Annotated in this window: 11 protein-coding genes; 4 read left to right on the forward strand and 7 right to left on the reverse strand. The window is 68.6% G+C overall.

The features are described 5' to 3' along the window. Window positions 1–51: 51 nt before the first annotated feature. Genes CLV70_RS12810 through CLV70_RS12820 form a run of 3 tightly spaced genes read left to right on the forward strand, consistent with a single transcriptional unit; the run spans window position 52 to window position 1,407 of the window. Complete coding sequence (locus tag CLV70_RS12810) at window positions 52–867, forward strand: class I SAM-dependent methyltransferase (RefSeq protein WP_106126674.1); 816 nt, start codon at window positions 52–54, stop codon at window positions 865–867. Window positions 868–887: 20 nt separating this feature from the next. Beyond that, window positions 888–1,094 (forward strand): hypervirulence associated TUDOR domain-containing protein, encoded by a 207-nt coding sequence (locus CLV70_RS12815; RefSeq protein ID WP_106126675.1) that lies wholly within the window; start codon window positions 888–890, stop codon window positions 1,092–1,094. Beyond that, window positions 1,084–1,407 carry a DUF3140 domain-containing protein gene (locus CLV70_RS12820; protein ID WP_106126676.1) on the forward strand — a complete coding sequence of 108 codons (324 nt, stop codon included), beginning with the start codon at window positions 1,084–1,086 and terminating at the stop codon, window positions 1,405–1,407. Before CLV70_RS12815 ends, CLV70_RS12820 begins: the two co-directional genes overlap by 11 nt. 406 nt (window positions 1,408–1,813) lie before the next feature. Here CLV70_RS12820 and CLV70_RS12825 read toward each other — a convergent pair whose 3' ends face one another. Together CLV70_RS12825 and polA are read right to left on the reverse strand one after the other, a co-directional pair. Beyond that, window positions 1,814–2,179: an ArsR/SmtB family transcription factor gene (locus CLV70_RS12825; RefSeq protein WP_211303752.1), complete on the reverse strand. Its 366-nt coding sequence runs from the start codon at window positions 2,177–2,179 to the stop codon at window positions 1,814–1,816. 880 nt (window positions 2,180–3,059) lie between these two features. Continuing rightward, complete coding sequence (gene polA / locus CLV70_RS12830; RefSeq protein WP_106126678.1) at window positions 3,060–5,753, reverse strand: DNA polymerase I; 2,694 nt, start codon at window positions 5,751–5,753, stop codon at window positions 3,060–3,062. A 288-nt stretch (window positions 5,754–6,041) separates the two neighbouring features. On the opposite strand from polA, the gene CLV70_RS12835 reads away from it, so the two are divergent. Continuing rightward, entirely contained in the window at window positions 6,042–7,313 is a 1,272-nt protein-coding gene (locus CLV70_RS12835) for an ABC transporter substrate-binding protein (protein WP_106126679.1), read from the forward strand. 131 nt (window positions 7,314–7,444) lie between these two features. Here the strand turns inward: CLV70_RS12835 and CLV70_RS12840 are convergent, their stop codons facing one another. The 5 genes from CLV70_RS12840 to CLV70_RS12860 all read right to left on the reverse strand — a co-directional run bounded on the left by CLV70_RS12840 (window position 7,445) and on the right by CLV70_RS12860 (window position 12,265). Beyond that, on the reverse strand, window positions 7,445–8,254 hold the full coding sequence (locus tag CLV70_RS12840; protein ID WP_106126680.1) for an ABC transporter ATP-binding protein: 810 nt from the start codon (window positions 8,252–8,254) through the stop codon (window positions 7,445–7,447). 2 nt (window positions 8,255–8,256) lie between these two features. Further along, window positions 8,257–9,210 (reverse strand): ABC transporter ATP-binding protein, encoded by a 954-nt coding sequence (locus CLV70_RS12845; RefSeq protein ID WP_106126681.1) that lies wholly within the window; start codon window positions 9,208–9,210, stop codon window positions 8,257–8,259. After that, window positions 9,200–10,192, reverse strand: a complete 993-nt coding sequence (locus CLV70_RS12850; protein ID WP_245908195.1) for a branched-chain amino acid ABC transporter permease — start codon at window positions 10,190–10,192, stop codon at window positions 9,200–9,202. The genes CLV70_RS12845 and CLV70_RS12850 overlap by 11 nt, the downstream gene beginning before the upstream one ends. A 10-nt stretch (window positions 10,193–10,202) precedes the next feature. Further along, on the reverse strand, window positions 10,203–11,486 hold the full coding sequence (locus CLV70_RS12855) for a branched-chain amino acid ABC transporter permease (protein WP_245908196.1): 1,284 nt from the start codon (window positions 11,484–11,486) through the stop codon (window positions 10,203–10,205). Between the two features lie 158 nt (window positions 11,487–11,644). Continuing rightward, window positions 11,645–12,265, reverse strand: coding sequence for an ANTAR domain-containing response regulator (locus CLV70_RS12860; protein ID WP_106126683.1), 621 nt, complete (start codon window positions 12,263–12,265; stop codon window positions 11,645–11,647). Window positions 12,266–12,380 lie beyond the last annotated feature (115 nt).

Raw genomic sequence — 12,380 nt, forward strand, 5'->3', positions numbered from 1 at the left:
GCCGCCGGCCGCCGTGCGGAAAGTGTCGTACTCCCGCCGTACGGTGGCTCGGTGAACGAAGCTCAGTCCACCACCCGGCCCGCGACGCTGCGCCGGGCGGTGACCGACGACGAGAGCCGCGTGGCCAGCCGCCACTGGTGGGACCTGGACGCGGACGACTACCAGGAGGAGCACGGGGGGTTCCTGGGTGACGTCGATTTCGTCTGGTGCCCTGAGGGCCTGAGGGAGGCCGACGCGCGCCTGCTCGGCGACGTGCGCGGCCGGCGCGTGCTGGAGCTCGGCTGCGGCGCGGCCTCGGCGGCCCGCTGGCTCGACGGGCAGGGCGCCGACGTGGTCGCGATGGATCTGAGCGGGGGGATGCTGCGCCATGCGCAGCAGGCCGCAGACCGTTCGGGGGTACGGGTGCCGCTCGTGCAAGCCGACGCCCTCGCCCTCCCGTTCGCCACCGGAGCGTTCGACATCGTCTGCACGGCGTTCGGAGCCGTCCCGTTCGTGGCCGACTCGGCGGCGGTGATGCGCGAGGTCGCCCGCGTGCTCCGCCCCGGCGGCAGGTGGGTGTTCTCGATCACACACCCCATGCGCTGGATCTTCCTCGACGACCCGGGCGAGGACGGCCTGCTCGCGATCCACCCCTACTTCGACCGACGGCCGTACGTGGAGCAGGACGAGAAGGGCTCCCCGACGTACGTGGAACAGCACCGCACCCTCGGCGACCGCATCCGCGAGCTCGTGGCGGCGGGTTTCGTCCTCGAGGACCTCATCGAGCCGGAATGGCCGGAGGGCCACGAGCAGATCTGGGGCCAGTGGAGCCCGCTGCGCGGCAGGCTGTTCCCGGGCACGGCCATATTCGTCAGTTACCGTCCCTGATCCACGGGTAACCGCAGGTCATGAGCGTGAAAAAGGGCGACAAGGTGACCTGGAGCAGCCACGGCCAGGAGGTGCACGGCACGGTCGAGAAGAAGATCACGTCGCGCACCTCGGAGGCCGGCCGCACGGTGAACGCCTCCGAGGACGAACCCCAGTACAAGGTCAAGAGCGACAAGACCGGCGGTACGGCGGTCCACAAGCCGGGAGCGCTGAAGCATGACAACTGACACGTACGCGGAATTCAAGGACGCGGTGAACATGACGGCGTCCGAACTCGAGAAGTGGCTCGACACGGACGAGTCGCAGCAGGTCGGCCAGAAGCCCGGCAACGGCGCCGAATCGGTCGGCCACGACAGCGGGCGGAAGATCATCGAGATCCTGCACGCGAGGAAGGCGGACCTCGGCGACGCGGACGAGGCCCACATGAGAAAGGTGATCGGGTACGTCCACCGGCACCTGGCACAGCGCCCCTCGGGAGACGTGACGGAGACGAAGTGGCGGTACTCGCTGATGAACTGGGGTCACGACCCACTGAAGTAAGGCGGCGCACAGCTGGGACGGCTGACGCCCGGGTGGGACGCTGACGCCACCGGTGGCGACGCTGGCACCCCAGCGGGGACGGCTCAGACCCGCAGCCGGGACGGCTGACAGCCCCCGCGGGCCGCTGCCACCCCCGGCCCGGACGGCTCATGGCCACAGCTCGGACGGCCGAAATCCGCGGCGCGGACGCTGGCGTCCCTGAGCGGGGACGGCGGGGACCCCAGCTGGGACGGCTGACATCCGCGGCGGGGACTCAGGCTCCCTGAGCGGGGACGGCTGAGACGGCAGCTGCGATGGCCGACACCTGCGGCCCGGCCGGCCGGCCAACTGCTGACGGCGACGGTGGCGGTGGTGGCGGCGGCGGCGGCGCGGACGGTCGGGGGTCGGCCTAAGCGTTCGGGCGCGGTTAGACCGGGGTCGCTACGGCGGTTACGTCGAGGAGGCCGGCCAGGAGGGCGAGGGCCGCCGGGACCATGCGGTAGTAGACCCAGGTTCCCCGGCGGTCGCTGTCCACGAGGCCGGCTTCGCGGAGGACCTTGAGGTGGTGGGAGATCGTCGGGCCGGTCAGCTTGAAGGAGCCGGTGAGGTCGCAGACGCACACCTCGCCGCCGCCGGCGGAGGCGATCATGGAGAGCAGGCGGAGGCGTACCGGGTCGCCCAGGGCCTTGAACATCGGCGCGAAGGCTCGTGCCTGGTCCGCCTCCAGGGGCCGGCGCGCCACGGGAGCCCAGGCGCCCGACAGCGATGTCATCTCGATGGAAGTGCTCGACATGCGCCCACCCTTGCAGAGCAAGGCAAGTCCGCGGGGGCGGAATCCCGACACCTCGCTCCCCAGTGCAAGATCTCGACTGCGCAGAGCCAGAATGCATTTCCCACCAGCGGTTTCCCTCCGCGTCACCTCGCGGACGGACACCGCTGCAACAACGGTTAAATCCGAGGTGGACGGTGCTCTGCCAACGCGGCGGACCATTCACGAGCCCCCGGAATGAGGAGCGGCAGGTATAGCCAAAAGAACCGCGGCGGCTGCCCGAATGGGCTACGGATCACACTTCCACAAGCCACCCGATCGAGTGGTAAATGGCTTCACCAGGCACCGAAATGCGCCCGGTGCTGTCAGGAGGTGGACAGAGTGTCAGCACATAACCAGCCAATGGTCGCTCGGGCGGGTGGCGGCGCACCCGACAGCCGAGGTCAACCCCGCGCGGGTGGTGGGGCAACGGTCCGTGAGGCGGCCTGGGCGGGTGGTAGATCAACCGGCCAGTGAAGGCGAGCCGGACGGTGATGGAGCAACCGTCCGGTGAAGCGGGGCGCGCGGGTGGTAGGGCAACCGGCCGGTGAGGGCGAGCCGGACGGTGGTGGGGCAACCGGCCAGCGGAGGCGAGCCGGACGGTGGTAGGGCAACCGGCCGGTGAGGGCGAGCCGGACGGTGGTGGGGCAACCGGCCAGCGGAGGCGAGCCGGACGGTGGTAGGGCAACCGGCCAGTGAAGGCGAGCCGGACGGTGGTGGAGCAACCGGCCAGTGAAGGCGAGCCGGACGGTGGTGGAGCAACCGTCCGGTGAAGCGGGGCGGGAGAGCAGCCAGCCGGTGGAGGCGAGCCGGACGGGTGGTAGGGCAACCGGCCGGTGAGGGCGGATGGTGGGTGGTGGGGTGGTCAGTGGTCGGCACCGTTCCAGTCTTGGCCGGTGCCTACTGAGACTTCGAGGGGGACTGAGAGGGGGTAGGCCGCTCCCATTTCCTGGCGGACCAGGGCTTCGAGGGGTTCGCGTTCGCCGGGGGCTACGTCGAAGACGAGTTCGTCGTGGACCTGGAGGAGCATGCGGGACTTCAGGCCGGCTTCGCGGAGGGCGGTGTCGACGTGGAGCATCGCTACCTTGATGATGTCGGCGGCTGAGCCTTGGATGGGGGCGTTGAGGGCCATGCGTTCGGCCATTTCGCGGCGTTGGCGGTTGTCGCTGCTCAGGTCGGGGAGGTAGCGGCGGCGGCCGAGGATGGTGGCCGTGTAGCCGTCCTGGACCGCTCGGCGGACGACCGCCTGGAGGTAGTCGCGGACGCCTCCGAAGCGTTCGAAGTATTCCGCCATCAGGCCGCGGGCTTCCTCCGTGGTGATGCTGAGCTGGTTGCTCAGGCCGAAGGCGCTCAGACCGTACGCGAGACCGTAGTTCATGGCTTTGATCTTGCGCCGTTGGTCGGGGACGACCTCGTCGACGGGGACGTGGAAGACCGACGAGGCGGTGGCGGCGTGGAAGTCGGCGCCGGAGTTGAAGGCCGCGATGAGGGCCTCGTCGCCGGAGAGGTGCGCCATGATGCGCATCTCGATCTGGCTGTAGTCGGCGGTCAGCAGCGACTCGAAGCCCTCGCCCACCACGAACGCGCGGCGGATGCGCCGGCCCTCCTCCGTACGGATGGGGATGTTCTGCAGGTTGGGGTCGGTGGACGAGAGCCGGCCGGTGGCGGCGACCGTCTGGTTGAACGTGGTGTGGATGCGGCCGTCGTCGGAGACGGACTTGAGCAGGCCGTCCACGGTGGACTTGAGCTTGGCGACGTCGCGGTGGCGCAGCAGGTGCTCGAGCAGGGGGTCGCCGGTCTGCGCGAAGAGGCTCTGCAGCGCGTCGGCGTCGGTGGTGTAGCCGGACTTGATGCGCTTCGTCTTCGGCAGGTTGCGCTCGACGAAGAGGATCTCCTGGAGCTGCTTGGGCGAGCCGAGGTTGAACTCGCGCCCGACCACCTCGTGGGCCGCCTGCTGCGCCGCCTTGACCTCGGCGGCGAAGTGCGCCTCGAGCTCGGAGAGATAGTGCGTGTCGGCGGCGATGCCCACGTGTTCCATCTCGCCGAGCACGATCTCGAGCGGCTGCTCCACCTCGGCCAGCAGGCGCTGGGAGGCGCCGTCGTCGCGGGACAGCTCCTCGATGAGGGTGTCGGCGAGGTCGAGGGTGGCGCGGGCGCGGAGCATCACGTTCTCCTCAGCGGCGCCCTGGTCGTCGCCCAGCCCGTCGAGGGTGAGCTGGCCGTCCTGCGGCGCGTCGACGCGCAGCTCGCGCTTGAGATAGCGGAGCGCGAGGTCGGTCAGGTCGTACGCCCGCTGGTCGGGCTTGGCGAGGTAGGCGGCGAGGGCGGTGTCGACGCGCACGCCGGCCAGCGCCCAGCCGTGCGCGCGGAAGGCCAGCATCGCCGGCTTCGCGTCGTGAATGATCTTGGGCCGGTCGGGGTCGGCGAGCCAGGCGGCGACCGCGCGCTCGTCGGCCTCGTCCAGCGCGGCCGGGTCGAACCAGGCGGCCGGGCCGTCGCCGGCGGCCACCGCGATGCCGGTCAGCGAGCCGGTGCCGCGGCCGAAGGTGCCGGTGACGGACACGCCGACCGGGGCCGCCTGAGCGTGCTCGGCGAGCCATCCGGCCACCTCACCGGCGCGCAGCACGCTGCCGGCCAGATCGAAGCCGGACTCGGCCTCGGGCTCGACGGCGTCGAGGTACGCATAGAGCCGCTCGCGCAGCACCCGGAACTCGAGCGCGTCGAAGACCTGGTGCACGGCCTCGCGGTCCCAGCCCTGCCACTTGACGTCCTCGGGGCGCAGCGGCAGATCGAGGTCGCAGACCAGCCCGTTGAGGTCGTAGTTGCGCATGACGTCGGCCAGGTGGGCGCGCAGGTTCTCCCCCGCCTTGCCCTTGATCTCGTCGACCCGCGCGATGATGCCGTCGAGCCCGCCGTACTGATTGATCCATTTGGCCGCGGTCTTGTCGCCGACGCCGGGGACGCCGGGCAGGTTGTCGCTGGCCTCGCCGACCAGGGCGGCCTTGTCGCGGTAGCGGCCGGGGGGCACGCCGTACTTCGCCTCGATGGCCTCGGGGGTCATCCGCCAGACCTCGGAGACGCCGCGCACCGGGTAGAGGATCGTGACGTGCTCGCCGGCGAGCTGGAAGGCGTCCCGGTCGCCGGTGGAGATGACGACCTCGAAGCCGGCGTCGCGGGCCTGGCACGCGAGGGTGCCGATGACGTCGTCGGCCTCGTAGCCCGGCTTCTCGACCACCGGGATGCGCAGCGCCTCGAGCACCTCCTTGACCAGGCTGACCTGGCCCAGGAACGGCTGCGGGGTCTCGGAGCGGCCGGCCTTGTACTCCGCGTACTTCTCGGTGCGGAACGACACGCGCGAGACGTCGAACGCCACCACGATGTGGGTCGGCTTCTCGTCGCGCAGCATGTTGATCAGCATCGAGGTGAAGCCGAACACGGCGTTGGTCGGCTGGCCCGTCTGGGTGGAGAAATTCTCCACGGGCAGCGCGAAGAAGGCTCGGTAGGCCAGCGAGTGGCCGTCGAGCAGCAGCAAGCGGGGGGTCTGGGCGTCGGCGCTCACGTCGGGGAACTCTAGTCCCGGGGTACGACAACTTTGCGGGCCGCCCCAGGCGATCTGAGATGATTCGGCGGAAATGCGGGGACTGTCGCCGCGCCGGCCGGACAATCGCGGTCGGAGGAACGGCACCGCGATCGATTCGGTGTTTGCCTACATTACGACTGCACAACGTGTCGGTCTAGGAAGGGCCAATGCCCTGGTCGTGGACCTTTCTTTTCACTAGGTTGACCCGATCGGCGGAAGGCGCGAAACGCTTCGGTTTCCCGCTCGCTGACCTCAAAGGAGACATGGATGAATCGCCCTTCCTTCGCGTGGCGGACCGTCGCCGTGCTGGGGGCCGCGTGCCTCACCCTTGGCGCGTGCTCCGACGACGGTGACACCCCGTCGGCTGGATCGTCGTCGGCAGCCACCGCCGCCGCATCCGGTGACGGTGTTCTGAAGATCGGCACGCTGCTGCCGCAGACCGGTTCCCTCGCCTTCCTCGGCCCGCCGGAGTTCGCCGGCGTCGACCTGGCGATCAAGGACATCAACGACGCCGGAGGCGTGCTCGGCAAGCCCGTCACCAAGAGCGACTCGGACTCGGGCGACACCTCGACCGACATCGCGTCGCAGTCGGTGAACAAGCTGCTCACGGACAAGGTCGACGTCATCGTCGGCGCCGCCTCGTCCTCCGTGTCGCTGTCCGTGATCGACAAGATCACGGGTGCCGGGGTCATGCAGATCTCGCCGGCCAACACGTCGGACGCGTTCACGACGTACAAGGACAACGGCCTCTACTTCCGCACCGCGCCGCCGGACGTGCTCCAGGGCCGGGTCCTCGGCAACCTGATCGCCGAGGACGGCAACGCCAAGGTCGGCCTGCTGGTCCTCCAGGACTCCTACGGCACGGGCCTCGCGAAGAGCACCCGCAGCGCCATCGAGTCGGGCGGCGGCCAGGTCGTCGCCGAAGAGGTCTACGACCCGAAGGCCGCGGACTACTCCGCCGAGGTCGGCAAGATCAGGCAGGCGAACCCGGACGCGATCGTCCTCATCGGGTTCGACGAGACCAAGAAGATCGTCCCGAAGCTGGTCGAGGCCGGTCTGACCGCCGCGAAGAAGAAGTGGTACTTCGTCGACGGCAACCTGTCGAACTACGGCAAGGAGTTCCCGAACGGCACCTTCGCGGGCGCCAAGGGCACGCTGCCGGGCGCCAAGGCCAGCGACGACTTCCGGACCAACCTGCTCAAGGTCAACCCGCAGCTGAAGGACTTCAGCTACGCGCCGGAGTCGTACGACGCCACCGTCGTCGCCGCCCTCGCCGCCACCGCCGCGAAGAGCGACACGCCGAGCGCCATGGCGAAGCAGATGACGGCCGTCACCTCCGCCGGCACCAAGTGCAAGACGTACAAGGAGTGCAAGGACCTGCTCGACAAGGGCACCGACATCGACTACGACGGTGTCAGCGGTCCGATCGAGTTCAACGAGGCCGGTGACCCGTCGCAGGCCACCATCGGCATCTACCAGTACGGTGCCGACAACACCTACAAGAACCTGACCTACCAGGCCGGCAGCATCTCCGGCTGACGCAAGCACAGCAGAAATGGGGCCCGGCGAAAGCCGGGCCCCATTTTCGTGCAGGTCGAAGACGGGCCATCGAAGCGACAAAAGATACGGCCGCCGGGGCGAACCCCTGGCGGCCGTATCGGTGGAGCGGGTCAGGCGCGGGCGAGGGTGCCCAGGTACAGCTCGATGACCTTCGGGTCGTCCATCAGGTCGCGGCCGGACGCCGTGTACGCGTTGCGGCCCTGGTCCAGGACGTAACCGCGGTCGCAGATCTCCAGGCACCGGCGGGCGTTCTGCTCGACCATGACGACCGTGACGCCCGTACCGTTGATCTGCTTGGTCCGGAAGAAGACCTCGTCCTGCATCGCCGGCGACAGGCCCGCGGAGGGCTCGTCGAGCAGCAGCACGCTCGGCTCCATCATGAGCGCGCGGCCCATGGCGACCATCTGCCGCTCACCGCCGGAGAGCGAGCCCGCGCGCTGCTTGCGGCGGGCGCCCAGCGCGGGGAACAGGCCGGAGACGAACTCGAAGCGCTCCTTGAAGCGCTTGGGCCGCAGGAACGTGCCCATCTCGAGGTTCTCCTCGATGGTGAGCGTGCCGAACACGTTGTTGGTCTGCGGCACGAAGCCGATCCCCTTGGACACCAGGTCGTGGGCCTTGAGGTTCGTGATCGCTTCGCCGCGCAGCGTGACCGCGCCCGAGCGGATGTTGACCAGCCCGAACAGCGCCTTCAGCAGGGTCGACTTACCGGCACCGTTCGGGCCGATGATGCCGATCAGCTCGCCTTCACGCGCGTACAGATCACTGCCGTTCAGGATGTTCACACCCGGCAGATAGCCGGCGATCAGCTCGTCCGCACGCAGCAGGGCACCGTCGGCGCCGGCCAGGTGCTCGGACCGATCCAGTACGGCGACACCCGCCGTGTCGTCCGCCTGCTCGACGGGAATCTCGTTCTCGGCCATCGTCACTCCCGTTCCGCGGGGCCGTCGGTCGCCTTCGGGCCGGCCGCTGGTTCGTTGTCGATCGGTGCCGACGGGTCGGGAGCCCCGTCATGGTGCGCGCCGAGGTACGCGTCGATGACCCGCGGATCCGCCATCACGCTGTCCGGCGTACCCTCCGCGATCACCTGCCCCTGCGCCATGACGATGACCCAGTCGCTGATGTCCCGGACCATGTCCATGTCGTGCTCGACGAACAGCACGGTCATGCCGTCCTCGCGCAGGTTCTTGACGTGGCCGAGCAGCGACTGCGTCAGGGCCGGGTTCACGCCGGCCATCGGCTCGTCGAGCATCACCATGTGCGGCTCGACCATCAGAGCCCGGGCCATCTCCAGCAGCTTGCGCTGGCCGCCGGAGAGGCTGCCGGCGAAGTCCTCGCGCTTCTTGTCGAGCTTGAACCGCTCGAGCAGCGCGTCGGCCCGCTCGGTGATCTCCGCCTCCTGCTTGCGCCACAGGCTGGGGATGAGCGCGCGCCAGAAGGTCTCGCCCTTCTGCCCCACCGCGCCCAGCCGCATGTTGTCGATCACCGACAGCCGGGACAGCGCCTTGGTCAGCTGGAACGTGCGGACCATGCCGCGGCGCGCCACCTTGTGCGGCGGCACGCCCTGGACCGCGTCGCCGTTGAACTTCCACTGGCCCTCGTCGGGACGGTCGAAGCCGGTCAGCAGGTTGAAGAAGGTCGTCTTGCCGGCGCCGTTGGGGCCGATCAGCGCGGTGATTGCACCCCGCTGGATCTCGACGTGGTTGACGTTGACGGCGGTCAGCCCGCCGAAGCGGCGCACGACGCCGTCGGCGACGAGGATCGGATCGGGCTTGGCGGCACCCGGCTCCCGCGCGACGTCGCGCAAGGCCTCGGTGGCTCGGTCTCGGGCGGTCGATCCCGCGCGCGCGGGCGCGGCACCGGTCGGTTCACCGGGCATCGAGCATGACCTCCTTCTTGTCGCCGAAGATTCCCTGCGGCCGGAAGATGAGCAGCAGGATCAGCCCGACACCCACCAGGATGTAGCCCACGGCGCCGGCCTGGTTCGTCGTCATGATCGACGTCGGGATCGTCCCGGCGCTGACCAGGGCGGGCAGCAGGGCGTTGATGAAGGTCAGGAGCAACCAGAAGATCATCGACCCGACGACCGGCCCGAGTACGCGGGCAGCACCGCCCAGGATCACGATCGTGTACATGTAGAACGTGAACTCGGTGCCGTAGGTGTCCGGCTGGATCGCGGCCAGGCTCAGCGCGAAGATGTAACCGCCGAACGAGCCGAGCACGCCGCCCAGGATCAGCGCCTGCATCTTGTACGCGAAGACGCTCTTGCCGAGGCTGCGCACCGCGTCCTCGTCCTCGCGGATCGCCTTGATGACGCGCCCCCACGGGCTGCGCATGAGCAGCCACACGATGAACAGCGCCAGCGCGACGACGATCCAGCCGACCGTGATGATCCACAGCTCGCGGGCGCTGAAACTGATCAGCGTCGTCGAGATGCCGCCCGAGTACGGGTTCAGGTCGTAGAACGACTGGGAGAAGGACTGCAGGCCGTCCGACCCGCCGGTCCACTCACTCAGCGACACCGAGCGGAAGAGCAACCGTACGATCTCGGCCGCCGCGATCGTCACGATGGCCAGATAGTCGGCGCGCAGCCGCAGCGTGGGGATGCCGAGCAGCAGGGCGAGCACCACGGTCGCCGCGAGCCCGACGAGGATGCCCAGCCAGAACGGGAGATCGAAGGTCGACACGGTGATCGCCATGCCGTACGCGGCCACGCCCAGGAACGCGGACTGACCGAAGTTGAGCAGGCCCGCGTAGCCGAAGTGCACGTTGAGGCCGATGGCCGCCAGGGCGTACACGATCGTCGTCGCGCCGACCAGCGACTCCAGGGAAACACTGAAGATGACGTCCCAGTTGATCATCGTGCGCCCCTCAACCGATCCGCTCGCGCCGGCCCAGGATGCCCTGCGGCCGGAACAGGATGACGATGATGAGAACCGCCAGGGCCCCCACGTTCTTGAGCTCCGTCGGGATCCAGAGCGTCGACAACTGGGTGGCGAGACCGATCACCAGGCTGCCCAGCAGGGCCCCGAAGGCCGTACCGAGACCACCCAGCGTGACGGCGGCGAAGACGAGCAGCAGGATCTGGAAGCCCATCTGGTAGTTGATGCCCTGGAAGACACCCAGCATGACGCCGCTGAGCGCGGCGAGGGCACCACCGATGGTCCAGACCAGGCGGATGATGGCGTCGACGTTGATGCCCGAAGCGGCGGCCAGCGACGGGTTCGTCGACACCGCGCGGGTCGCCTTGCCGAGCCGGGTCATCACCAGCGACGCCGACACGCCGACCAGCACGATGATCGCGATCGCGTCCATCACCAGGTTCTTGGGTGCCACGTCGATCAGGCCGAGGTCGATGCCCGGCTGGGCCACGTACTCGGAATATTGCCGGGTCTCACCGCGGAACCAGTAGAGCGAGACGTAGCGCAACGTCAGGGCCAGGCCGATCGAGATGATCATCATGCCGATCAGGCCGGTGCGCCGCTGCCGCAGCCAGCCCCAGAAGAAGCGGTCCTGTATCCAGCCGAACGCCCCGCCGAGGATCACCGCGATCACGCCCGCGACCCACACCGGCAGCCCGACGAAGACGTTGAAGATGAACGCCATCATGGCGCCGAAGGTGATCAGCTCGCCGTGCGCGAAGTTCGTCAGGCCCATCGTGCCGAAGATCAGCGACAGGCCGAGCGCCGCCAGGGCGATCATCAGGCCGATGTGAATGCCCGTGTAGGCGAGGTCCAGCACCCGCCCCAACGTGCCGGGGCTGCCGTCGTCCGCCTTCTCGTTACCGGTCGCGGCGGCGCCCAGCGGGAACAGCGCGGTCCGGACAGACCCCTCGAAGACCTGCAGATTCAAGCTCGGCCGGTTGTTCAGCAGGACGACACCTTGCGGCAGCGTCGCGACGTCCAGATCGACCTTGTACGTGCCGGCTTTCGGTACGCCGACGGACCACTTGCCGTCCGCCCCCGATTTGGTCTGGTCGATCAACTGACCATCCTGGCCGGAAACCTTGATCGTGACACCAGCAACCGGCTGGTTCTGGTTGATCAGGGTTCCCTGCAGCCCTTCACCTTCGGCACTGGCGCTCGTGACACCGGTGCCGAGGACGAACAACATGCTTGCCAGGAAGGCCGTGACCATCATCACGGCTCTACGCAACGGAGCTCCTCATTGACGTCATGGCAGGTCGGCCCGAGGGATGTTGCACCCCGGGACTGGCGGATCATAGCCTGCGTCACACGACATCAACGTTCTGTTCCCAAGCCGTTATTGCTCTTTAACCAACGCGACAACGATATGACGCGCCAGAAGCCCCTCTAGCTGGGCTGGGACGCCGCATCCGGCGGCTCGGACTCGGCGAGGATCCGATCGGCGACCTCACGCATCGTCATCCGGTGGTCCATCGCGGTCCGCTGGATCCACTTGAAGGCCTGCGGCTCGGTCATCGCATACTTGGTCATCAGCTCGCCCTTGGCCCGCTCGACCGACTTGCGCGTCTCCAGCCGATCGGTGAGCCCCGCCACCTCGGACTCCAGCGCGGCGATCTCCGAATACCGGGAGAGCGCGATCTCGATGGCCGGCACCAGGTCCGACTTCTGGAACGGCTTCACCAGGTACGCCATCGCCCCGGCGGCCCGCGCCCGCTCCACCAGATCCCGCTGGCTGAACGCGGTCAGAATGACGACCGGCGCGATCCGCCCCCCGGCGATCCGCTCGGCGGCGGCCAGCCCGTCCATGATCGGCATCTTGATGTCGAGGATGACCAGATCCGGCGTCAGATCCTCGGCCAGCCGCACGGCGGTCTCCCCGTCACCGGCCTCACCGACGACGTCGTACCCCTCTTCCACGAGCATCTCGGCCAGGTCCAGCCGGATGAGAGCCTCGTCCTCGGCGATCAGAACCCGCCTGCGCTCGGCACTCGCCTGCGTGTCGGCCACAGAACCCCTACCCCCAACGCTCCGGAAGTCGCGACACCCGGGTATCTGGGTGTCACCCCAGACAGCGTAGTGGGTAGTGTGTGTCCTGCTCGTATCGCCGTGGCACTGTCGCGAC

Source organism: Pseudosporangium ferrugineum (genome assembly GCF_003002065.1).
GTDB lineage: Bacteria > Actinomycetota > Actinomycetes > Mycobacteriales > Micromonosporaceae > Actinoplanes > Actinoplanes ferrugineus_A.